The following is a 22,236-nucleotide window of genomic DNA, read 5'->3' as shown; positions in this document are numbered from 1 at the left end:
GTTCTCTCCTGTCCCTTAGATGACGCCGGCGGTCTTGAGGCTGGAAACCAGCTCTTCGACGCTCGAAACCTTGACGCCCGCCTTGCGGCCGCCCGGCTCTTCCGTCTTCAGCACCTTCAGGCGCGGCGCGGTATCGACGCCGAAATCGGCCGGAGCCTTCTTGTCGAGCGGCTTCTTCTTGGCCTTCATGATGTTCGGCAGCGAGGCGTAGCGCGGCTCGTTGAGGCGCAGGTCGGTGGTGACGACAGCCGGGAGCTTGACCTCGATCGTCTGCAGGCCGCCGTCGACTTCGCGCGTCACGGTAGCCTTGTCGGCGGAGAGCTCGATCTTGGAGGCGAAGGTCGCCTGGGCGGAGCCGAGCAGGGCCGCCAGCATCTGGCCGGTCTGGTTCGAGATCGTCATCGATCGCCTGCTTGCCGACGATGATCAGGCCGGGCTGTTCGGCATCGACGACGCCCTTCAAAATCTTGGCGACGGCGAGCGGCTCGACGAGGTCATCCGTCTCGACCAGGATCGCGCGGTCGGCGCCCATGGCGAGCGCGGTGCGCAGCGTCTCTTCCGCCTTGGCCGGGCCGATCGAAACGACGACCACCTCTTCCGCCTTGCCTGCTTCCTTAAGACGAAGAGCCTCTTCGACGGAAATTTCGTCGAACGGGTTCATCGACATCTTCACGTTGGCAAGCTCGACGCCCGTGCCATCCGGCTTCACCCGGATCTTCACGTTGTAATCGACCACTCGCTTGACAGGCACCAGGATCTTCATGGGGTCCTTCCTTGACTTTCACTGACGGCAAATTGCGACATTTGCCATCTCCTCATTTGTCAGTGGGCGACATGGATACGCATTTTTCGTCCGAACACAACGCGATTTGCATTCCATTTCCCTGCCGACACTTGCGCATTTCTCATATCCCTATTCGGCAAGCCTGCCCACCTGCGGAACGCTCGTTCTATGCTGGACCGCACGGGGTGTGACGATCTGCCTGTCGAACAGCGGCACGCCCTTGCGCCGCATGACGAGAACGAGAAGCGCACCGGCAACGATACCGCCCACATGGGCACCCCACGAAACCATGCCGTCGAGATCGAGCGCCAGCATGACGAACTGCTGGCCGATCCAGAGCGCCAGCGGAATGAAGGCTGGCAGCGGCAGGGGAATTCGAAACAGCACCAGCACCCAGACGCGCACCTTCGGATGCAGCAGGAAATAGGCGGCGACGACGCCCGCCACCGCGCCTGACGCGCCGATCAACGGGCCTTCAGAAGACGGGCCGACAAGCCCGTGGAGCGCTGCACCTGCCGCGGCGCAAAGCAGATAGAAGATGAGAAAGCGGACATGGCCCAAGGCATCCTCGACATTGTCGCCGAAGACCCAGAGGAACAGCATGTTCGGCGCCAGATGCCAGAAATCGATGTGGAGAAAGGCGTAGGTCAGGAAAGTTGCGTCTTCCGGCACGATGACGAGCGACGGGTCCAGCACCGCGTGGTCGAAGATCAATGCCGGGATGAAGCCGAGCGCCATCGCCGCGCGCTCGGCCTGATCGGATGGGGCGAGCGTGGTGAACAGCCATGCCAGCACGTTCGCGACGATCAGCCCGATCGTGACGTATTGAACCTTTATGTATCTGAGGTGGTTCGCATCATGCAGTGGTACGAACATTAGCAGCCTCCATGATCCCCTGTCCGTCTCGACTTTAAAAAGACCCCTCCCAAACCCTCCCCACAAGAGGGAGGGATAACCTGGCCGTTCCGCCGAGGCCTAATCGAGGCAGGCGATCGCGGCGATTCCTCTCCCCCTTGTGGGGGAGATGGCCGGCAGGCCAGAGGGGGACTTGCGGACGTCGTGGGCTTTGGCATAGCCGTGGCTCTCCAACCCATCACCACACCTCACCGATGCTTCCCCGGCACCCACAAAATATCCGCCTGTCCGCGATCATTGGCAAATCGTGCAGCGACGAACAGGAAGTCCGACAATCGGTTGATATATTTCAGCGCCGCCTCGCCGATCCGTTCCTGGCGGGACAGCTCCACCATCAGGCGCTCGGCGCGGCGCGCCACGGTGCGGGCCATGTGCAGATGAGCGGCGGCCGCCGTGCCGCCCGGCAGGACGAAGGATGTCAGCGGATCGAGCTCGCCGTTCAGGCTGTCGATCTCCCGCTCCAGCCGCTCCGCCTGCGCCTCGATGATGCGAAGCGGCTCGTAGGCGAACTCTTCGCCCGTGTCGGGCGTGGCAAGATCCGAGCCGAGGTCGAACAGGTCGTTCTGGATGCGCACCAGCATGACATCCAGCTCGTTGACGCCGATCGTGTGGAGGCGCGCGAGGCCGACCGCGGAATTGGTCTCGTCCACCGTGCCATAGGCCTCCACGCGCAAATCGAACTTTTCCCGGCGTGGGCCGGAGACGAGCCCGGTCGTGCCCTTGTCGCCGGTGCGGGTGTAGATCTTGTTGAGCTTGACCATGGTTCCTCGTTGTTCAGGTCGGCCTGCCGCCGCCGGTGATCCAGAGCGTCAGCATGATGAGCACGATCGCGACCGCCTGCAGCACCAGCCGGAGCTGCATCAGTTTGTTCGACCGGTTGGCGTCCTGACCCTTCATCATGGTGAACAGGCCGCGGATCAGGACGAGCACGACGAGGCCCATCACGATCACGGTGAGAATGGTGGTGAATGTGGACATCAGGCTCCTCCCGTCAGTCGAACCGCTTCAACAGCGTATAGAAAAGCGAAGCGGGAAGCAGCCTCTTCAACAACGCGCCCTGCTTGGCAGGTCTGGTGACCAGATAGTGCGGTTGTGGACGCGGCGAGGTCAAGGCGTGGCGCAGTACCTCATAGACCGCATCCGGCCCGAGCTTGTGGCGATTGACCGGTCCGCTTCCGTCCAGCCGCCTGAGCTGGCGTTCGTATTCGGCTGCATGGGCCGAGCCTTGCAGATCGATATGTTCGTTGATCTTGGCGAGTGCATTCGCCGTGAAACGCGATTCGATCGGGCCTGGCTCGATCAGGCTGACGCCGATGCCGCTGCCTTCCAGTTCCATGCGCATGGTGACGGTCAGCCCCTCCAGCGCATATTTGGAGGCCGTGTAGGCGCCGCGATAGCGATAGGGCACGAGGCCGAGGATCGACGAGCAATTGACGATCCGGCCCTTTCCCTGCGCCCGCATTATCGGAATGACCCGGCGGGTCAGCTCGTGCCAGCCGAAGACATTGGTTTCGAACTGCTCGCGCAGAACCTCGGTCGTCAGGTCTTCGACGGCACCGGGTTGGCCATAGGCGCCGTTGTTGAACAGCGCGTCGAGCCGGCCACCAGTCCTCTCCGCTACGTCCTCGACCAGCCGCGCGATCGTCTCCGGCCTTGTATAGTCCATGATCAGTGCTTCGATGCCGTCGGCCTGGAGAGCTGCCAGATCCTCTTGCTTGCGCACACTTCCGAACACGCGCCAGCCGTCTGCCTTCAATGCCCTTGCGCAGTATGCGCCGATGCCCGAGGAACAGCCGGTGACGATGATCGTTCTCTTGGCAGTCATTGTGAAACTGTTCCCCGGCTTCCCTGTACAAGTGGCGGTGTTCCTCCCATATTTCGCCGGAAGTCACAACGGAGTGTCCATTGTCGGAAGAAATGCGTCGGCCGCGATGGCACAGACTGGCCTTCAAGGTTCTGTGGGATGCCTATTGGCACTTCTCCGAGGATGACGGCTGGGCGATGGCGAGCCATGTTGCGCTTTCCGGCCTCCTGGCATTGTTCCCCTTCCTGATCTTCGGCACGGCATTGGCCGGCTTTCTGGGCGCGGGCGGATTTTCGGAAACCACGCTGCATCTGATGTTCGACACATGGCCGGCCGATATCGCCGATCCGATCGCGTCTGAAATCCAGCGGGTGCTGGAAATCCCGCGCGGCGGGCTGCTCACAGTCTCGGTACTGGCTGCCGCCTATTTTGCCTCCAACGGTGTCGAGGCGGTGCGTGTTTCGCTCAACCGCGCCTATCGCGTCACCGAGACACGTCCCTGGTATGTTACGCGCCTCGCGAGCCTCGGCTATGTCATCCTGGCGGTGGTGATCTTTGCCGTCATCAGCATCCTGCTGCTGGCGGTTCCGATCGCCAGCCGTTTCGCCCAGACGCGTTTTCCGTGGCTGATCAGCGATCTCAATGCGGTCGCCAACTGGGGTCTCATCGGCACGGCGCTTCTCCTGATGATCGGGCTGCTCGGTTCGCATAAATGGCTGCCGGCCGGTAACCGCCGGCTGATCGATATCCTGCCGGGCGTGGCGATGACCGTGGTGCTGTGGACGGCATTCGGCTTCGGTTTCGCCGCCTATCTCTCGACCTTCGCCAACTATGCCGCGACCTATGCCGGCCTCGCGTCGATCATGATCGTGCTGGTCTTCCTCTACATGGTCGGCGTGATCTTCATGCTCGGCGCCGAACTCAACGCCGCGATCCTCAAATACAAGGTCTATTCGGTGGTCAAGCAGGTCAAGCGGCAGCGCAAGGTGCGCCGGGCCCAAAGCCTAGAGGCCGACAAGGCGGCGAATGTCGTCGGGGAAGATGCCTTCGTCCCGAAGAGCCGCAATTCCGGTTGAGCCTTCGCTTTTCGAAAGCTTTCGACCTTCATCGTCCACGACAAGCCGGTGGTGGTGGTAGACAGGCTCGGGAAGGTCGAGCAACACCTGCAGCAGCCGGTGCACCGCCGTTGCGGCAAACAGGTCCTGCCCTCGCACCACATGGGTGATGCCCTGCAGTGCGTCGTCCATGACGACCGAGAGATGATAGCTCGACGGCGCATCCGAGCGTGATAGAACGACATCGCCCCATCGGCCGGGATCGGCGACAATTTCTTGATCCTCTCCGTCGCCCGTCTCCTGCCAGGAGAGCGTCTTTTCCGTCATTGCCAGCGCCTTGCCCATATCCAGCCGCCAGGCATGCCGCACACCCTCTGCGATCAGCCGCTGCCGCTCGGCCTCGCCGCAGTGCCGGTCGTCCTCCGGATAGAGCGGCGAACCATCCGGGTCGCGCAGCCAGATGCTGCCGTCCCGCTCATAGTCCGAAACCCGAGCCTTCACCTCGCCGCGGGTCATGAAGGCAGGGTAGACGAGGCCCATGTCCTGCAGCCGGGCGAGCGCCTGCCGATAAAAATCGAAATGCTCCGACTGCCGCCGCACCGGCGTCTCCCACGAGATGCCGAGCCAGGCGAGATCTCGATAGATCATTTCCTCGAATTCGGGTGTGCAGCGGGCCACATCTATGTCTTCGATGCGCAGCAGGAAGCGGCCTCCCGTGTCGCGGGCCATATCGTGGTTCATCAGCGCGGAACGCGCATGGCCGAGATGCAGGAGCCCATTCGGGCTTGGCGCGAAGCGGAAGACGGGGCTATCAGAGGATTGGGTCTGCATGCGGTCTTCTGCCATGCTTTAGGCTCATGGGCCAAGGCGAGAATATGGGGCCAAGGCGAGAATGGGGCCAACGGGAGAATGGATCGGTGCAGGTCATAACATGCGACGCGGATGTCGAGGCAGGGCTTGCGCAACTCTTGCTTCTCGACAAACGGCTCATCCCGATCGCCGAACTGACCGGCCCGCTTCCCCTGCGTCTCTCCAAGCCCGGCTTTGCCGGTCTCGCCTCGGTCATCGTCTCCCAGATGGTGTCCCGCGCCAGCGCCGACGCGATCTGGCGCAGGATTACCGTGGCTGGACCGGTGACGGCGCCGGCATATGCCGCGCTTGCGCCCGAGGTCATATCCACCTTCGGCCTGTCGCGGGCAAAAGCCGCAACGCTGATGGCACTCTCGAAGGCCGTGGTCGACGAAACGGTCGACCTGCACGGCATCTGCGCCCTCGATGGCGACGAGGCGATGAAACAGCTGGTGTCACTGCCCGGCATCGGTCCCTGGACGGCACAGGTCTATCTGATGTTCTGCGCCGGCCATCCCGATATCTTCCCGTCGGGCGACGTGGCATTGCAGTCTCGCCGTCGGCCACGCCTTCAAGATGGATGCACGACCCGAATCGAAGGCACTGGCTGCGATGGCTGAAGGGTGGAGCCCGCACCGGTCCGTCGCGGCCCGGCTATTCTGGGCCTATTACGCGGTCGCCATGCGCCGCAACGGCCTGCCGATTGCATAAATCTGTGTGAAGCTCGGGGGAACGAAGCCACTGCATTTATTGGGCTTCACAATCCTGTAACAACGGACCTAATATAGAGGAGATAGATGCCGAATCGGGTAGGAGCGTCACTTGACGATTGCAGTCTCCCCGCAGGCCTTGCCGGCGCTCGTCCTGAACGCTGACTACCGGCCGCTGAGTTACTATCCCTTGTCGTTATGGTCCTGGCAGGACGCGATCAAGGCGGTCTTCCTTGACCGTGTGAACATCATCGCCGAATACGAGCATTCGGTCTGTTCACCCAGTTTCACGATGAGATTGCCGAGCGTCGTCAGCCTCAAGACCTATGTCCAGCCGACCCGCAACCCCGCTTTCACCCGCTTCAACGTGTTCCTGCGCGACAAGTTCGAGTGCCAGTATTGCGGCGCCCATGACGAGTTGACCTTCGACCACGTCATCCCGCGTGCCCATGGCGGCGAGACGACCTGGGAAAACGTCGTCGCGGCCTGTTCGCCCTGCAATCTCAGGAAGGGCAGCAAGCTGCCCAAGCAGGCCGGCATGTTCCCGCACCAGAAGCCTTATCCGCCGAGCGTGCAGGACCTGCACAACAACGGCCGCCTCTTCCCGCCCAACTATCTGCACGAAAGCTGGATGGACTATCTCTACTGGGATACCGAGCTGCAGCCTTAAGCCGAAGGGCTTCTTTCGATGTTCGGATTTACCGAAGGCCGCCTCAGGCGGCCTTTTTCGCGCCGATAAAGGCGATCGCGGCAAGCACGAGGCTGGCAAGCACGTTCCAGCCGGCAAAGGAGAGGCCGAGCACGCGAAGGGCGGCCTCGGTGCAGGACGGGCCATGTACGGTGTTGAGGTCGCCAAGCAGGTTGCCTGCATTGGTCGTGACGCCGGCGCCGCCGCCGCAGCTAGCAGGCCCCGGCCAGAAACTCCATTCGACGCCCGCGTGATAGACACCCATGCCGGCGCCGACGAGCATCATGATGCCGACGATGATCAGCAGGATACGGGGGATCCAGGCCGGCAGGCCGAAGGCGGCCGAGCCGACGGCGAGAATGCCGACGGGAATGCCGAAATAATAGGGATCGCGCTGCAGCAGGCAGAGCGCGCAGGGAATGTAGCCGCCGATATGCTGGAAGCCGAGCGCGCCGCCGACCGTCGCTGCCATGCCGAGCGTGACGAGTATCGCATGGCCGGTGCCGGGGCGGTTGGTCCGGGCGGTCGTCGTCATTGCCATGCAGCTCTCCTTGCCGTTCGCCGTCAGTCGACCCTGCGATACGCAAGCCATGTGTCGGCATTTCGGCGAAAGCTGTAGAGCAGAACGCTCACTACTGTAAACTGGGGGAGGCGGCGTTCTTGCCGCTGTTTCCGGCACATTCCCGTGATCGCTGCCTCGGCATCAAGCGCGTGCCCGGTCCGTCCGATTGCCAGCGTCCGTCTTGTTTAGTACGAGGACGGTCAAAGGCGTGCCGGCCGGACCGGCGCCGCATCATGCGTTTTGCCCAACAGGCAGGTGAACAGAGTGGACTACCCTTTCAAGAGCGGGCGACCCGATATCCGTCGGGGCATGGTCGACAAGCTGCGCACGGCCTATGAGAACTGGCGCATCACCCGGCGCGAGCGTCGCGACAGGCAGGATGTCGAGCTTGCGCCCATGGCAGCAGTCAGGCCGCTTTCGCGCGAAGACCTTCCTCTGGTCTTCGTCACCCACAACGACATGACGATCCTGCCCTACTTCATCCGCCACTATCGCAAGCTCGGCGTGACGCGCTTCATCTGCGTCGACGACGTCTCCAGCGACGGAACGCGGGACTATCTCGCCGCACAGCCGGATGTCGACCTCTGGACCTCGCCGCTGCGCTATGGCGAGGCAAGGCGCGGCCGCCGCTGGCGGGAGGCGCTTTTGCCCGCTACGGCTATGATCGCTGGTATGTCAACGTCGATTCCGACGAGTTCCTTCTCTACGACGGCTGCGACGCAAGGGGCTCACCGAACTCACCGCCCTCTTGGAGGAGCATGGCGCCGGGCGGCTTGCAGCGCCGATGATCGATATGTATCCCGGCCCGGGCAGTATCGCGCCCGATCCGGATCACGGGGAGCCCTGGCAGTTCTCCAATCATTTCGACGCGAGCGGATATGATGCCGCACTCGACAAACGCGGCGTGAGCCTCAAGGGCGGGCCGCGCAAGCGCCGGTTTTCCGAGGCCAACGAGCTGATGAAATATCCGGTGATCTTCTGGGACCGCCACTGCTTCTTCGGCAGCAGTCCCCACCGCCCGCTACCTTACGAGCGGAATTTCGAACCGTTTTTCGGCGTGCTGCTGCATCTGAAGTTCTTCACCAACTACCGCGGCAAGATCGCCGAGGCGGCCGAGGGCAAGCAGCATCATAATGGCGCAGAGCACTATCAGGCGATGATGACCGCGCTTGATCGCGACGGAGACCTCGATTTTGCCGGGAAGGAATCGGTCCGCTTCGAAGGTCCTGCGCAATTGCGGGAACTGGGTTTCCTTACGAGCCTTCCGGAAACCTGAGCCGGCAGCGGTGCCGCCGGCATTGCGCCATCAACGCTGAAAGTGGAAGGTCTTCCGGTCGCTGCTCTTTTCCTTGAAGCCGGCGGTAGCAAGGCTTGCCTTGATCTCCTCGACCTTCTGCTCGCCGATGATATGCGGGTGCAGTTCGACCAGAATGTGCCGGATCGGTCCGAGATCGGCATTCGGCAGAAGCTCGTACTCGCCGCCCTCGACATCCATGATCAGAACGTCGGGACGGTGCCTGGCGATGACTTCGTGGAACGGCTCGCTTTTCACGGTAAGGGTCTGGCCTTCGACACCGCGTTCGAAGGCGCTCGACGAGATGATGTTGGCGGCGGCGTTGAAGACGAGATCCCGGCCGTCCTGCGTCACCGCATGCATGTTCAGCTGCGGTTCGATCCCGTTCAGGCGAAAGTTCTGGCGGATCAGGCTTTCGACCGCCGGATTCTGCCTCATAGGTCCAGACATTCTCCGGTCCGCAGATCTTGGACGCCAGCAGGGCGATGAAACCGAGGCCGGTGCCGAGTTCCACCACCCGTGACCCGGGCTTCAGGATGTCGAGAAGTATGTTGCGTTCGGTGTCTTCATAGACCTCGCGAAACATCAGGTCGCGCACATAAGGCGGCACCTGGTCCTTGCCGGAGACCAGCCTGATGCCGTTGATGGTAACGGTTCTCGCATTCGTGAGCCGCCTGAATTTCTTCCTGATCGAGCGTGCAAGTCTCTGCATGGCAATGTCTCTTCTCGTTTGGCGTGGCCACGTCGGGCGACGATCAGTTGTCGCCGCGTCGCCGCAACAGGCGCGCGGGCACGCCGCCGTAAATTCCATAGGGCTCGGTCCTGCCCTTGACCACGGCATTGGCCGCAATCACACAGCCTTTTGCGACATGCGCACCGGCCAGGATCTTCGCGCCGCTGCCTATCCATACGTCATCCTCGATGATGACGGGGCGCAATGTGACGCCCTGATCAGTGATCGGACGGGACTTGTCGGAGTAGTTGTGCTCGAAGGAAACAATCACCGCGTGGGCGGCGATGCGCACGTCATTGCCGATCGTCACCCCGCCGGCACCATAGATGATGGCGTAGGGATTAAGGGATACGTGCTCGCCCAGAACTATGCTGCCCTTCTGGGCATCGAGCATGGCGCCCGGATGCAGCTTGCCACGGGCGCCGATGACGATTTTGCCGCGGTGAAAGAGAATTCGTGCGCCGACCGCGATCTTGCTGCGTGGACCGATCCTCAATTCTCCGGGTAGGAAAAGAGCTTTCAGCCGCTGATACAGGAGAAACGGAGTGGGTATCTTCACCTTCGCCGGCGCCTAGCTTTGATCTGATGGTGCCCCGTGCCGGCGTCAGGTCACCGGTCTGTGGGCAATGATTTCAATGGTTTAGATTTCCATCTGCGCTGTCCGCTGTAGCAGGTTGCTGTAGCAGTTTCAACTCCAGCCCAAGTCTTCAATCTCGCTTTAAAGGTATGATCTGCCCCTGATTGCCTTCAGCATTTCGCGGCGCAGATTTCGGTTGTTTCAGCAACACGACACGCGCAGACTCTGGCTCAGCCACCCGGAAGGAAGATTGGTTAGACTCTCAACATCATGTGGAAGTAGCGGGAGGTCATGCCGCAGCACTTCTTTGCTAATCTCCGCCGAGTCTATCAATGCGCGGAACACATCGGAGAGAAGGGAGGGGTGTTGAAGCTCCCAAGTGTCGTCGAATGGCTCGTTAGCGTTATAACCTCGCGCACTGTACGCCTTGTAAAGACGAAGAGCGTTGCCTTTGTCGATCACGCTTAGCCTCTGCAGCCGAACTATCTGAGCTTTAATTGATACCTTCCATCGAGCCTTGAGGCGTTCGAGTTCCCACATCGCCCCAGAGCTTACCTCTGCTACGTATTGCGCTGCTGGCAGCAAAAAAGCGGAGGCGAAGCGATGCGCTTGGTCCTCAATGAGGCGATGATCTTCGACCAATTCATTCTGAGTGACGGCACGATGAATTAGAAGATGCCCAAGCTCATGCGCTGCGTCGAATTGGCGTCGAGAAAAAGACTGCTTATCATTGGCTAGCAGAACATAGGGCCGACCGTCGCTCCCCCACCGGCTCACTCCGTCTAGTTGCGTTGTCTCCATGGTCTCAGCGGCGACGACCACGCCTATTTTCTCAAGGAAAGCGACCATGTCGGCTATCGGACGTAGCGCCAAACCCCAATGGTTTCTCGCGTTGATAGCGATAGCTTCGATCTCCTCCTCTCTGAGGGTTTTGAAGGAGCGGCCAGCTAACATATCGGGGACATCAACTTCTGGTAAATATGCGTAGTGATCGGCAACCGCAGTTATATCCTGCAGCCACAGCAAGCGAACTTCTTGGACGCCACGGTCACTCTTCAATGCGCCAGCAAACGAACGGAAAAACGGCAAGCCGCTTTCACCTTTACGCTCTGCCAGAAAGAAGTCTTCCGGCATGCTAAGCACGTTCGCCAACTCAGCTAACGCTGACGGTTCTGGCGCAGTTTCACCGTCCTCCCACCGAATGACGGTGCTAGGTGCTTTACGCATCAAGTCCGCCAACGCCTTACGCGAACTTATGCCTCTCGCCAGTCTCGCTTCGGCAAGCTTGGCGCCCGAGAAGCCGACCACACCGTTACGCACGGTTATTCACCATATCAAACCTACTTCGTCTCTTGCTCGCCGGTCGATGATCCTTTGAAGGTGGTTTTGACCGGTTTGAGCACTGTCGTTCGGCGAGCAGGTACTCCGGACGCAGAGCCATATCCAGCCAAAAATTCACCCAGTTCTTGCTGGTAGACAAAGCGCTCTTGCCGCGCATCAATCAGGCAAACGGTAATCATCGCTATCTTAGACACATCTTCCAGATCGCGCCGAACCATAAGAACAGCGAACCGGTCTGCGTCTCTGTAGCTTTCAAGCGGGGCGAAAAGGTCTCTCGTTAGGCCCCTGTTCAGCGTGCACAGCGCCCTTCGCGATTTGCTCCGCTTATTTGGCAAATCGTCGGCTTTGAGGTGGGAAGCAAAACCCAATAGCGTGGAACCAAACCGACCCACTGTGACGAAAACAGGGGTATCCTTCTTCTCATCTGTTCCGACATCGATCTTGATCTGTCGTACAAACTCGACGCCGTGCCTCGTCAAAATTTGTTCGAAAGCCTCATCCAACATCTGCGCCCGCAGAAGTCCGATCGCCAATCTTTTGCGGCGAGAGGAAAGCAGCAAAGGCCGCTCTTCCTTACTCTCTGCGGAATTAACTGAGTGGTCCGCTTGTCGCGCGCCAACGGGGAATATCTCTTGCACTTCCAGCAAAATGTTTCTCGAGACATCTCGCCTGATGCCGGCTGCGAATTCCAACTGCTGTGCCATTTCCAACATGAGGTCCGCCACATTCGAATCATTGTGATGGTCGGATTATGTTGTGAAATTTTTGCATTATGCAATAATTTTCTGCTGAGGTTTTGCTGAAATAGCCATTTATGGCGTCATGTTACGCGCATTAGGGTGGCCAGTTTAAGGCTGCGCTACCGCTTCTGTTCGCAGAGACGTGGTAAAATCCCTCCATAGTTGAGATGTCAGGGATTTCTCGAAGAACTCAGCTTCTATACCCGATTGACGAAAATCAGGACTGATATTTACCGACACACTTTTTCCATCTGAGTTCTTCCATACAGAGGTGGAGTATGGATTGTCGGAGGGTGCAGATATTGTTGGATTTCGTGGAGGAAGATTGAGCTGAAGATCGCCAAGGTGACCACCGCCACCGAATGGGCCGTGATGCGAATTGTCCCTAAGGCTAGGAATGAGGCTATTATTCTCGCCGAACGGTGCTCCACCGCCGGGAACGATGATTGAGGCGCCGATTATCGTGCTGTTCAGCCCGTCTTCGAGCTGATCTGCGGTGTAAATTTCAGATGAGAACGTAGCCCCAAAGGGCGAGGCTGCCATCTCCAAGGGGTTACAAAGAGACCCATCCGGCGCGAAATTTGCGGCTCTCAGCAATCGAATTATAGGTTCAACAGGAATCATAACCCCATAACCGTCAACCTGCGTGAGCTTCTCCTTTGTCAATCCGACGACCGAGAACATATGAACTAACGGGCCGCCACTATCGCCATTGTGTACTGGTGCGGGGCTAAACCTAACGTTTGGCGCAAATTGTCCGAGGTCATCTAATTCCGTTAATAGGGCGGCTGGATCAACTAAAGGCGCTGGCATTGCAAAACGCACCACCGTTTCATTCACAACGCTTTTATCGGCTATTGCCAATGCGCACATGCTGTTCGGGGCATCGCTGCCCCTGAGCTTCAAAAGAACAATGTCACCTAGCGAGCTTGCTTCGTCTGCTATGGACTGGAAGGTCGCGGAGGCGGACGAAGCCCTTATGACCTTATCGCAAACAGCAGGAGTATCTATCACGTGTCTCGCTGATATGATCAAAGAACGGCTTACCAAAAAGCCCATCCCTTGCGATTGACACTGGTCAATACCGCCGCTGTCAAACTGAGGAACCCTGCCTGATACGTCAATCTTGACTATTGCTCGTTTGAAAAGCTTGACGACAGTTCGTTGCATTGCATCTGACGCGAAGAGGCTGTCGGGTAATATAGAGTACAGGCAAACGAACAGTAGAAAAAGGCGCATTGCGCTAGCCCTTTGCTTGAACAAACGAAAAGAAGCGGCTGTTCGGGCCGATCGCTTCTTTGCCCATGGTCACGGCTCCATTCGTGCCTGCCAATCCTTGATTGCCTCCGAGCATCCTAACCTTTCCATCAGGAAGCTTCGCAATAAAGAATGCCACATGACCTGTTCCAAGGCAGCTAGCGGTCATATTGCCAGTTCCTTTGTTCGCCATGACGACTAGGTCACCTCTTGCTGGGTCATCCGTCTTTGTGTTGCATCGGAACGATCCGGAGCTTGCGCTGTTTGTGCTGAATCTCAATAGATTGTCATTGCTGAATGGTTGTCCTGACTGAGAGAAAAAGCCCGGTGATTTGCCGATTTCGTCGATAGTTTTCGCTTTTGCTCTTACGTGGCACCAATTCATAAATGCGGCGCACCATGCAGTTGCATCACCTTCGGGCTTAGTTCTCGTGGCTGAGAAAAAATGGAATATTACGGGGTTGGCGCGCTCGGGCCATTCGCGAGCGTATTTTGCGAGGTTGGCCCCGAAATCGCCTTGTCCCAGTTTGAGAAAATACTCGGCGACTTCAATCGGTTCGCAGTTAAAAGGCGATGCGATTAGAACGTTGTAAGCGTCAGTTATTTCGTGAGCTAGCGGCTTCCCAGTGCCTACAACGGTAGTTTCAATAAAAGGCGCTGCGGCTTGTCCGTCTAAGGCAACAAGATCATCTGGAAGAGGAGGCATCGGACTCTCAATCTCGATCCCTTCACCTGAAGATTGCGAGAGTGCTTTGTTGGCAGCGAAGCCAAATGCTGCTGTCGAGGCTACACAGCCCGTAAGAAAAGTGCGTCTTTGCATATTAACCCCCATAGCGTGTATGTGTGGGAGGTTCTCACCTTTTGGTTTTTCGTCAAGTGATAAAGTATCATTTTCATTTGGAGCTTGAGTTTCTTGCCTTAAACATCATTGAAAAGCGTATTTATTCAGTTGTTTACTGTCGATTGTTCTTTCGTATATTTACTTGAATCGTTTTGTCTTCTGCGTTTTCGATGTTTTTCCACCATCCTCATACCCGGCGCTATGCCTCGTTTCGAAATTCACGTGCATCAGGTGAAAATACATAATCATCCCATGACAAACGGACGCGTGATTATTCCGCCCGAAGCGCCCTGAACACGCTGGAACGGCTGATGCCTAATTCCACAACTATTTGCTCTGCGGTCTTCCCTTCGGCCCTCAGGCGCTTCACGTCATCAGCTTTCCGCTGAGCAGTCGGGGCGCGGCCCTTGTACTTGCCGTCAGCTTTCGCCCTGGCAATGCCCTCCCGCTGCCGCTCCAGCATGATGTCGCGCTCGAACTCGGCAATGGAACCTAGCAGGCTCAGCATCAGCTTGCCGGTAGGTGTCGAGGTGTCGATGTTGAGATTAAGGATTTTGAGCGTGACGCCTTTAGTCTCCAGCGTGTCCTTGATCCTCACTAGGTCGGTCATGGAGCGCGCCAATCGGTCCAGCTTGGTGACGATGAATACATCACCTTCACGGGCATGGTCTATTGGCACTGAAGGGGGATTGCTCCCCTCCAGCTTATCGACACGGCCTAAGCGCTGATTGTCTCCTCCTCGGCATGAGTAGCGACCAGAAGGCGATGGAGGAAAGCATGGCCCTCGCTGGTCAGGTGCAGCTCTGTGTTCCGCCCATCGCTCGGCTGACGACGCTGGCTAACGAAGTTCAGCCCCGGCTTTCCGTGTCGGTCGGTGTCCAAGAGAGCATAGACGTTGCGGGAGACACCGGCTTGGCTGATGTCCATGAGGTCGAGCAACTCCCGCTGACCAATCCCCGGCTTCATGGCGATGAGGAGCAGGATGGCGGCTGTCTGCATCGGCATGTCAGGCCGCAGCTCACGGAAGGTTTCGATGAAGCGGAAGGCCTCGTACAGCGTCCGCTTCGATGAGAAGGCATCGGTTCGAGTGTGGGTCATTCGAAAGGTCTCACGGTGGGTTTGTCATTCGATTACAGCGGGTTATGCGCCCGTCAAGTGCATCGAGATGGCCTCAAAATGCAGGGAGGAGGCCCACCGGGGGAAGCCGGTAGAGCCTTGTATCTGATTGGGGTCTCGAATTTTTGGCCCGAAAAAGTCCGGACCTGATGCGGACCAGTAGGCCTACTTATTGGCCCATGCTCGGGTGCGCCTCGGCTTGCTGATAGGCAGCGTCGGAGGGTTGCCCTTGTGGGTGGCGAGGAAGCTGGACTTACCGTTGGAGCGAGGCCGCTGCGTGGCTGCCTGCTTGGTCTCAGCCTTGGCTTCCGTCTTGGTTGGGGTGATCGCCAGCGAACTGGTCGAGCGCGTGTCCTCGGGCTGAGATGCCGGGGCAGTCTTGGCCGTGGAGCGACCAGCATTCTCGGCATCGACCGAGCTGGAGCGCGGGCCGCTGTTGGTGGCTGGTCGTGGTGTCGGAGTGGGGACAGACTTCATGGTCTTCTCCATCTCCTCCTTGGTCTTGGTGTGATAGGCTCGGCCCTGCCACTTGAAGGTGGTCTTACCGGCTGAGCGGGCGGCTTTGAATGCTTCGCCGAATGCTGTCATGCGATTGTTTCCGTTGTTATGGGGGTGACGGTGGTTTCTGGTTGCCTCGTGTCGGCCTTCTGGGCGCACGGAGTGCATGGACGGGTGAAGACCACCCGCCGATGAGGAATAGCGCTCATAGGCGCGTTTTTGGGATTGGGTCTCAGGCGTCCAGGCGGAGCTTCGAGACCTCGACGATAAGCCGCCTGTAATCACGCTCGGAGATGAGACCAACGGGGCCGATGATCTGGCCTCGGTCATTGACGGTGGTCTTCGTGAAGGGGATGCCGAAGTCGGTCAGAACATCGAGGCAATCACCGTCCTCGTCAGCGTTGATGTCGAGATGCTCACCGACATCCGTGGTCAGGAACTGGGCAGAGCCGTCAGCAGCGTTGATGAAGCGGATGCGAATGATGGCGACATCCTCGTCATGGCTGTCGATGGTCATGGTGCGAATACGCGGAAAGGTCATGTGCGTTTCTTTCTGGGTTCGTGATGATGGTCGTGTCAGGCGGCAAGCGCCGAGGCGTTGAAGGGTTGGTAGGTCGCGACCCTCGGGCCATGTCCGGTGGTCTCGGAGATCGTGAGGGCGGCTGCGGTCTCGATGTCGCGGATGATGAGGCGAGCGAACGGCTCACCGATGCCCCAGACCTCAAGCCGACCGGAGTGGCCGAGAGCGACCAAGCGGCGGCAGGCATCGGCGGAGGGATTGCGGGTCTTGTCGATGATGATCTCGCCTTCGAACGAGACCGAGTAGTTCTGCCCACGCTGGTCGAGGCTGGTGGGCTGGATGAAGATTTTCAGGGTAGAGGTGGCTGAAGGCATGGCTTCGCCATCCTCCCGACCAAGGGAAGTTTCGTTGTGCATGATGATGGTCTCAGGGTTCTGTGGTGGTGATGTTGGCGGGGCGGTGAAATGCAAACGGCCCTCTCGTCAGCAGACCACGAGGCTGAGCCTAGAAGTCGCGACAAGAGGGCCGAGGGTCACCACACCCATGAGAACGGCTGATGCTCAACTTTGAGCATGAGCTATCGCACTCTCGGAAGTCGAGCGTCCATGATGGGGACTGTGCGGGGTGGAGGTGGTCGAGGGTTCGCTATGAAGGAAACCTCGGGGTGGACATGAAGGGAGACTATAGGTGGATTAGGGTTTCATCACGATCATCATCACCATGAATATCAAGACAGAGATCATCCTGATTTCATCAGCCATCCTCTGTTCCAGTTCATTTCAGATGATGGTCTCCCCCTTCAGGCCCTTCTATAAGGGTGGGGTAATCGATTTGAGCTTCTGAGTGTCAGTTTTCCAGCGTCGATTAGCGGTTGCCGTCGTGTTCCCGATATGCGGTTGTGGCGTTGGGAATACACGCCTAATGATTTCGGAAAGCCAGATTACCAAGGGAGAAGACCAATTTCTGAAGCGATCGACCCAAACTACGTGATCCACCGTCCGTGGCGCGGAGACCTGTACGAGCAAGGCATCGAAGGCCGCCGCGTTATGATCGTCGGCAACTCCCACTGGCTTGGCGAGGATGAGCCAGACGACAGCGAAGTTACCGAGGAGGTTCTCGAAAAGGTCGTCTCAGGAGATTACAATATCGCGTTCTTCAACCACATCCGCGACTACTTCGGCTTCACGACCCACTCCGATTTTTGGAGCCGTGTCCTATTCATGAACTATGCTCCGTGGGCGATCGGCGAAGGGGAAAAGCGATACGCTCACCTGAGCGGACCAATGGTGCCAGTCGCGAAGTCACGGTTTGAGGATGAGATTTCCAAAAATGCGCCTGACGTGGTCTTTGTATTCAGCAAAAAATTCAGTGGGCACTGCCAGAGATGGCCTTTGAAGAGGTCGATGTCCCTCTTGCCGGTTCTCGACTGGGCGTTTTGCCGACCAATCCTTCGACCCGCATCTTCCTTCTGAGGCATACTCAGGGTGCCCCGAAGCGAAAGATGATCGAGACCGTAGTGGCAGGACTCGACATGCCCTCTCCGCAACCAAAGGAAAAGGCAGCTCCTCTTGTCTCGTCCCCGCATTTTAACGCGCTCAATGCTCCGAGGTAGATGAGCGCCGGTCTGATGGCGAAAGGCGAAAAAACCGGGGGGACGAGGAAGGTAAGAACGCTATCTGAGGCTGGAGCGTTTCGAGCTGAAGGTCTGCGGTAGCCGCCGCCGTCTCGTCGTGTGGCGGCGCACCTTCACGGTCTGCCTAAGCCGAGCCTTTAGGGCGTCGATAAACAACGCCTCGCGGCCAGCAGCGGCATCACCCATGGCCCGCGTCAGCGCCTCCCGAAGGAGAACGCTCAGGCTCTTGTGGCGGGCAAAGGCGGTGACAACCGCTCGGGCCGTGGCATCAGCTCGGCGGCTAGTCGAGAAGTGACAGACGAACAGCGCCTGATCTTCGGTCAGCAGATAGGCCCGCGATGGATCGACTGACACGGCTACACCGCCATCATCTTCCCAGATCATGAAGCCATAGTGCATCGGGCCGGTGACGTAGAGTTTGATGAGGCCGGTCCTGATGTCGATCGGACGGCGCATCCCAAGGGACACGGCAAGGTCCAGATCGCGGACGTATGGCTCACCATTGCGGACGTAGAGGGGAAGTTGGCGCTCATCCTGCGGTCACCTCTGAAGGCTCCGCTTGCTGCTGAATTTTCAGCAATAAGGCGTCTGTGTCCTGTGAGCCGCTGCCGTGGCGCTTCTCGATGACCCAATGCCGCCACTTGCCAGACGGTGACTGAAACCATTCCTCCCGGCTCCAAGCGAACTCAAGACGGTCTGTGAAGATATAGAAGGCATGCGGGAAGCGGTTAACGACTTCGATGTGGTGGCCGAAAGCGGCGAACTGGAAAGACATTCTGAAAGTCCATGAGGGAGGTTGAAGTGATGCGTTCCGGCCAGAACGATGCTGTTAGACTCCGCATCAGATAGTTCGTCAAGCTCGTAAATCTCATGAAAATCAATAACATAACCACCGGTGAATTTCTTGACGATAAGCCGTTGATCGGCCTCAGAAAACCTGAAGAGATTTTTTGAACGGATGTGGCGATAGCCCTAGCGACGTTTCACATTTGGCCCTTGCCTCGCTCGGCCGCTGCCCTGCGTGGCTTCAGCAACTTCGCCCGCGTGCGATTTTCGACCAGCTTTACGCCTTTATCGCCTCTTGGTAGTTGTCGTCTTCGAGGGCTATGGGGTGAATTTCATGACAGACTGGTACTACGCCGTAGGACAGGGGCAGCAGGGGCCTGTCGGCGACGACGAGCTGCGCTCATTAATCAAGAGTGGTGCTATCAAGCGCGACACCTACGTTTGGCGCGATGGGATGGAAAACTGGCTGCACGCCGAGGACCATCCAGACTTAGCGAAAGCCTTCGTCACGCCGCCGCCTTTGCCCTTGATCCAACCACCAAAGCTGCCGCCACCCGCCTTCCAGCCAGTCGCACAGCAGCCTGCTATCGTGCTGATATCGAGGCCTTGGCCACGTTTTTGGGCGCGGTTCATCGACAATCTTATCTTCGTGCCGCTTTTGGGTTTTGGCATCGGATTGTGGTCCGTACTGTATGCGCCCGACATCTATCTCCAACTCATGACGATGAATGCAGTGGTCTTCGGCATTCTGGTACTGCCGCTCGCAATGCTGATGACTGCGCTTTGCATGATCTTGACAGGTTACACACCCGGCAAGGCTATCGTGGGTGTGAAAGTCCCGGTAGCCGACGGACGCAACCGTATCGCTTTTTTCTTGGGCCGTGAGATGAGGGTCTGGGTGGCCGGTCTCGGTCTCGGCATTCCGTTTGTCGCCCTGTTCACGCAAGTCCGCCAGTATCGCCGTTTAGCTGCGGGTAAGGCAGCGACCTATGACGAGGGCGCTCCAGTCGTTACCGCAAGTCCATCGAAAATGAGGTTGGGATTGGCAATAGTGATTGTCAGCGCGCTTTTCGCTGGCAACATCGTGCTGCGGATGGACGAGCAACAAAGCAGCCGGAACCTCACAACCAGCAAGACGTGGGTCAACCCAGTCACGAACAAGCCCGCAAGTATCGGTCGAACATGGCAGCCCGAGGAGATGGCGACCAACAGCGGTCGGGCATTCTACTTTGCGTCCAACGAACTCTTAGCCGAGGCAATTTTTGGCTACGAACAGTTCCCCACCGCTGGAGTTGATGCCGCCGCTTATGCTCGGGCGATCAAGGATGCAGTGGCTTCAGACGTGGCGATTACGTCGGAGTGGCAGCCTACATATGTGCAGAGGATGCCTGCTCTGCGTGCTACTGGAAGAGCGATCAAGGCCAATGACAGTGTAGTCGAGGTCACAATCGTCGTGTCAGGACGAAACGCTTGGAGGACGCTGGTGTTCACTAGAGGCAATTCGCCAGCGCAAGCGGCCGAGAAGGACAGGTTCGTCCAGGCGATGTTTGCAACCGCTAACTAAGCTTCTACGTTTGCCCGCCAGAGCTATCATGGCGATCGATTGTGAACGCTTTCCGCATCGCCCTCGTAAGCCCCACCAGCTTCACCGAAGCGGAGCCGTAATGCTTCTCACTGGCACCTGCATTGAGGTGGCCCAGTATCGCTGCCTTGTCGGTCGGATGGACACCCGCAAGGTCACACCTGTCAGCCATGTTGTGGCGCAAAGAGTGGATGGCATGGAGCCGGTCCGTGCTGACGGTTCTCAGCCACTTCATCAGCGACTGGGATGCGGTGTTCGGGCCGACTGGGCCTGAGTATCGGGCAAAGGCATGGGCGCTTCCCTCCGAGGCTTTGTGGGCCTCTGTGGCGGCTGCGAGTGCATCGCCTACCAGCGGAACATCCCGCTTCGACGCGGCATTCTTCAGCCGTCTTCCTTCGTGGGGAACAATGCGGAGATGCGGCGTCTCGCTATCAAGAACGATGTCCTGCCGTCTCAAGCCGGTTATCTCGGCCAGTCGGCAGCCGGTCCCCTCCAACAATCGCCAGATCAGCTTGAGGTCGGGATTGGCCTTCTCCAAGACCTTGGCGCGGGTAGCTGCGACCACACCCGCAGGCAGCGGCTCTCTCGCCTCCTTGTCGGACACGGCGCTCTTGGGTAGGTCCAGCCCAGCGAACGGGTTATCCATGCTCCTGAGCTTCTTTGCCTTGTAGAGCGAGAACACGCCCTTCAGGTCATTCAGCTCGCGGCGCACGGACGACGGCTTGAGTGTGCCTTTCCCGAGCATGTGGTCTCGGACCTTGTAGGCATCATCGACCGTCCAATCTGGCAGAGCCGGTATCTCGCCCAAGGCCGCCTTAACGGTGCGCGTGATGGCGTCTAGGCGGTTCTTGCGCTTCTTCTGGGCGAACTCAGTGCCTGACACCTTCTCGGTGATGTAAAAATTCTTAGCCTCTTCCAGCGTGTGCTTGCTGGGCTGCGACTTCTCGACTGACACAACAGCGGGCTTCGGGGTCTCGATCACATCGCCCATGTTGCGCTGTCGCTTCGCCTGATCGGCTTTGATCCTTGCCTGATAGATCGCCCTGACCAGCTTCAGCCAGCTTGGCGAGTTATCAACCAGTCGAAGTTCAATGCCGTCCCATGACAGAACCTCGGCTGCCTCGTCCAGCATGAAGGGGAGATTTGACCGCGAGCGAACTCCCTGCGGTTCTCTTGGTCAAGTGTGTCCAGCCATTCGGCTGCGTTGTCGAAATCATCGCCTTCGAAGCCGCCAAGTCGCCGTTCCTCGTCCTCGTCCAGAAGGTGGGCGAAGTAGACATCCCCGATGATCTTGAGCTGGGCTTCCGTCAGCTCCTCCAGCGGCGGCTCGTTGAGACGTGCCAGTCTCAGGCGCTCTTTTTCGAACATCTCCGAGACCACGCCGCTCTCAATTCGCAGCTTCTCAATCGCCTTGCGACGGTCCTGTGTGCCTAGGGATTTCCAGATTTGGGTCTTTTTCAGCACCTCATGGAGGTCTGCGGGCACTGGGGCGCGGAGATAATAGGTGCGATTTCTGAGGGTCAACCAAGGGTAAACGGTCACGTCTTCCATGCCTCGCTGTAGCAGTTCGCTGTAGCAGATGGAAGTTTAACCTATTGAAAAACCAGTAGGTATTTGAATTACCTATAAGTTTTTGGTGCCCCGTGCCGGAATCGAACCAGCACTCCTTTCGGAACCTGATTTTGAGTCAGGCGCGTCTACCAATTCCGCCAACGGGGCACGGAAGGTGTTCAGCGCTCTATCATGCGCCGTCGGGAAAGCGCAAGGAGGAAGTGCGCGAATTCACGTCACGAGAACGAGCCGCGTGCGAGTTCGGCGCACGCATCAAACGGCTCCGGTAGAGGGCGCTAAACCCCGGGAATATTTATATTAGAAATCACTGAAACAAAAGTGGCCTGATCCGCATTGATAGTCGTCGTCGGCCCGCAGAGTGCGGACCACATGGAGGAGA

24 protein-coding genes, 1 tRNA gene and 4 pseudogenes are annotated in these 22,236 nt (G+C 58.5%); 6 read left to right on the top strand and 23 right to left on the bottom strand.

Going from position 1 to position 22,236, the window contains the following annotated elements:
* Nucleotides 1-15: 15 nt before the first annotated feature.
* The 5 genes and pseudogenes from N7E02_RS12520 to N7E02_RS12500 all read right to left on the bottom strand — a co-directional run bounded on the left by N7E02_RS12520 (nt 16) and on the right by N7E02_RS12500 (nt 3,524).
* Nucleotides 16-763, bottom strand: a pseudogene (locus N7E02_RS12520) (electron transfer flavoprotein subunit beta/FixA family protein).
* Between the two features lie 150 nt (nt 764-913).
* Complete coding sequence (locus tag N7E02_RS12515; protein ID WP_286582269.1) at nt 914-1,660, bottom strand: rhomboid family intramembrane serine protease; 747 nt, start codon at nt 1,658-1,660, stop codon at nt 914-916.
* 227 nt (nt 1,661-1,887) lie between these two features.
* Nucleotides 1,888-2,460: a cob(I)yrinic acid a,c-diamide adenosyltransferase gene (locus tag N7E02_RS12510; RefSeq protein WP_286582268.1), complete on the bottom strand. Its 573-nt coding sequence runs from the start codon at nt 2,458-2,460 to the stop codon at nt 1,888-1,890.
* A gap of 13 nt (nt 2,461-2,473) precedes the next feature.
* Nucleotides 2,474-2,677 (bottom strand): twin transmembrane helix small protein, encoded by a 204-nt coding sequence (locus N7E02_RS12505; RefSeq protein ID WP_092999450.1) that lies wholly within the window; start codon nt 2,675-2,677, stop codon nt 2,474-2,476.
* A 13-nt stretch (nt 2,678-2,690) separates the two neighbouring features.
* On the bottom strand, nt 2,691-3,524 hold the full coding sequence (locus N7E02_RS12500; protein ID WP_286582267.1) for an SDR family oxidoreductase: 834 nt from the start codon (nt 3,522-3,524) through the stop codon (nt 2,691-2,693).
* 92 nt (nt 3,525-3,616) lie between these two features.
* Between N7E02_RS12500 and N7E02_RS12495 the strand changes: the two genes are divergently transcribed.
* Nucleotides 3,617-4,579 (top strand): YihY/virulence factor BrkB family protein, encoded by a 963-nt coding sequence (locus tag N7E02_RS12495; protein ID WP_286583797.1) that lies wholly within the window; start codon nt 3,617-3,619, stop codon nt 4,577-4,579.
* Here N7E02_RS12495 and gluQRS read toward each other — a convergent pair.
* Nucleotides 4,508-5,404: a tRNA glutamyl-Q(34) synthetase GluQRS gene (gene gluQRS / locus N7E02_RS12490; protein ID WP_286582265.1), complete on the bottom strand. Its 897-nt coding sequence runs from the start codon at nt 5,402-5,404 to the stop codon at nt 4,508-4,510. The two genes, N7E02_RS12495 and gluQRS, sit on opposite strands and share 72 nt — an antisense overlap.
* Nucleotides 5,405-5,433: 29 nt before the next feature.
* On the opposite strand from gluQRS, the pseudogene N7E02_RS12485 reads away from it, so the two are divergent.
* Nucleotides 5,434-6,118, top strand: a pseudogene (locus tag N7E02_RS12485) (DNA-3-methyladenine glycosylase family protein).
* A 111-nt stretch (nt 6,119-6,229) separates the two neighbouring features.
* A complete protein-coding gene (locus N7E02_RS12480; protein WP_286582264.1) occupies nt 6,230-6,787 on the top strand; it encodes an HNH endonuclease in 558 nt (185 codons plus the stop codon).
* A gap of 43 nt (nt 6,788-6,830) precedes the next feature.
* Here N7E02_RS12480 and N7E02_RS12475 read toward each other — a convergent pair whose 3' ends face one another.
* Nucleotides 6,831-7,340: a disulfide bond formation protein B gene (locus N7E02_RS12475; protein ID WP_286583796.1), complete on the bottom strand. Its 510-nt coding sequence runs from the start codon at nt 7,338-7,340 to the stop codon at nt 6,831-6,833.
* A 348-nt stretch (nt 7,341-7,688) separates the two neighbouring features.
* On the opposite strand from N7E02_RS12475, the pseudogene N7E02_RS12470 reads away from it, so the two are divergent.
* A pseudogene (locus tag N7E02_RS12470) lies at nt 7,689-8,643 on the top strand (glycosyltransferase family 2 protein).
* Nucleotides 8,644-8,673: 30 nt separating this feature from the next.
* Here the strand turns inward: N7E02_RS12470 and N7E02_RS12465 are convergent.
* From N7E02_RS12465 to N7E02_RS12415, 11 genes and pseudogenes are all read right to left on the bottom strand, one after another.
* Complete coding sequence (locus N7E02_RS12465) at nt 8,674-9,099, bottom strand: FkbM family methyltransferase (RefSeq protein ID WP_286582262.1); 426 nt, start codon at nt 9,097-9,099, stop codon at nt 8,674-8,676.
* A gap of 317 nt (nt 9,100-9,416) precedes the next feature.
* A complete protein-coding gene (locus tag N7E02_RS12460) occupies nt 9,417-9,953 on the bottom strand; it encodes an acyltransferase (protein WP_286582261.1) in 537 nt (178 codons plus the stop codon).
* A 219-nt stretch (nt 9,954-10,172) separates the two neighbouring features.
* The gene (locus N7E02_RS12455) at nt 10,173-11,291 is read right to left on the bottom strand and encodes a helix-turn-helix domain-containing protein (RefSeq protein ID WP_286582259.1); all 1,119 of its coding nucleotides are present in this window, start codon (nt 11,289-11,291) and stop codon (nt 10,173-10,175) included.
* A gap of 20 nt (nt 11,292-11,311) precedes the next feature.
* Nucleotides 11,312-12,025 (bottom strand): hypothetical protein, encoded by a 714-nt coding sequence (locus tag N7E02_RS12450; RefSeq protein WP_286582258.1) that lies wholly within the window; start codon nt 12,023-12,025, stop codon nt 11,312-11,314.
* Nucleotides 12,026-12,160: 135 nt separating this feature from the next.
* Entirely contained in the window at nt 12,161-13,291 is a 1,131-nt protein-coding gene (locus tag N7E02_RS12445; RefSeq protein WP_286582257.1) for a S1 family serine peptidase, read from the bottom strand.
* A 4-nt stretch (nt 13,292-13,295) separates the two neighbouring features.
* Nucleotides 13,296-14,129: a CHAP domain-containing protein gene (locus N7E02_RS12440; protein WP_286582256.1), complete on the bottom strand. Its 834-nt coding sequence runs from the start codon at nt 14,127-14,129 to the stop codon at nt 13,296-13,298.
* Nucleotides 14,130-14,421: 292 nt separating this feature from the next.
* Nucleotides 14,422-14,823 (bottom strand): annotated as a pseudogene (locus N7E02_RS12435) (recombinase family protein); the annotation flags it as partial.
* Nucleotides 14,824-14,867: 44 nt separating this feature from the next.
* A complete protein-coding gene (locus N7E02_RS12430; RefSeq protein ID WP_286582255.1) occupies nt 14,868-15,248 on the bottom strand; it encodes a winged helix DNA-binding protein in 381 nt (126 codons plus the stop codon).
* Nucleotides 15,249-15,431: 183 nt separating this feature from the next.
* Entirely contained in the window at nt 15,432-15,854 is a 423-nt protein-coding gene (locus tag N7E02_RS12425) for a hypothetical protein (RefSeq protein ID WP_286582254.1), read from the bottom strand.
* A 142-nt stretch (nt 15,855-15,996) separates the two neighbouring features.
* Nucleotides 15,997-16,305 (bottom strand): hypothetical protein, encoded by a 309-nt coding sequence (locus N7E02_RS12420; RefSeq protein WP_286582251.1) that lies wholly within the window; start codon nt 16,303-16,305, stop codon nt 15,997-15,999.
* A gap of 35 nt (nt 16,306-16,340) precedes the next feature.
* A complete protein-coding gene (locus tag N7E02_RS12415) occupies nt 16,341-16,658 on the bottom strand; it encodes a hypothetical protein (protein ID WP_286582250.1) in 318 nt (105 codons plus the stop codon).
* Nucleotides 16,659-17,180: 522 nt separating this feature from the next.
* On the opposite strand from N7E02_RS12415, the gene N7E02_RS12410 reads away from it, so the two are divergent.
* Complete coding sequence (locus N7E02_RS12410; protein ID WP_286582248.1) at nt 17,181-17,756, top strand: hypothetical protein; 576 nt, start codon at nt 17,181-17,183, stop codon at nt 17,754-17,756.
* Nucleotides 17,757-17,956: 200 nt separating this feature from the next.
* On the opposite strand, the gene N7E02_RS12405 is transcribed toward N7E02_RS12410, so the two are convergent.
* Complete coding sequence (locus N7E02_RS12405; RefSeq protein WP_286582246.1) at nt 17,957-18,385, bottom strand: hypothetical protein; 429 nt, start codon at nt 18,383-18,385, stop codon at nt 17,957-17,959.
* A 61-nt stretch (nt 18,386-18,446) separates the two neighbouring features.
* Nucleotides 18,447-18,692, bottom strand: coding sequence for a hypothetical protein (locus tag N7E02_RS12400; RefSeq protein ID WP_286582245.1), 246 nt, complete (start codon nt 18,690-18,692; stop codon nt 18,447-18,449).
* Between the two features lie 345 nt (nt 18,693-19,037).
* Here N7E02_RS12400 and N7E02_RS12395 point away from each other — a divergent pair, with 345 nt between their 5' ends.
* Nucleotides 19,038-20,267: an RDD family protein gene (locus N7E02_RS12395; protein WP_286582244.1), complete on the top strand. Its 1,230-nt coding sequence runs from the start codon at nt 19,038-19,040 to the stop codon at nt 20,265-20,267.
* 4 nt (nt 20,268-20,271) lie between these two features.
* Here the strand turns inward: N7E02_RS12395 and N7E02_RS12390 are convergent, their stop codons facing one another.
* The 3 genes from N7E02_RS12390 to N7E02_RS12380 all read right to left on the bottom strand — a co-directional run bounded on the left by N7E02_RS12390 (nt 20,272) and on the right by N7E02_RS12380 (nt 22,004).
* A complete protein-coding gene (locus N7E02_RS12390) occupies nt 20,272-21,417 on the bottom strand; it encodes a site-specific integrase (protein WP_286582242.1) in 1,146 nt (381 codons plus the stop codon).
* Nucleotides 21,339-21,836 carry a DUF6538 domain-containing protein gene (locus N7E02_RS12385; protein WP_286582240.1) on the bottom strand — a complete coding sequence of 166 codons (498 nt, stop codon included), beginning with the start codon at nt 21,834-21,836 and terminating at the stop codon, nt 21,339-21,341. The genes N7E02_RS12390 and N7E02_RS12385 overlap by 79 nt, the downstream gene beginning before the upstream one ends.
* A gap of 83 nt (nt 21,837-21,919) precedes the next feature.
* Nucleotides 21,920-22,004 (bottom strand) — tRNA-Leu (locus N7E02_RS12380).
* Nucleotides 22,005-22,236 lie beyond the last annotated feature (232 nt).

The sequence above is a fragment of the Terrirhizobium terrae genome (genome assembly GCF_030323265.1).
Lineage (GTDB): Bacteria > Pseudomonadota > Alphaproteobacteria > Rhizobiales > Rhizobiaceae > Neorhizobium.
The sequence above is the reverse complement of the archived record's forward strand: the minus strand, read 5'-3'. Positions and strand labels throughout refer to the sequence as shown.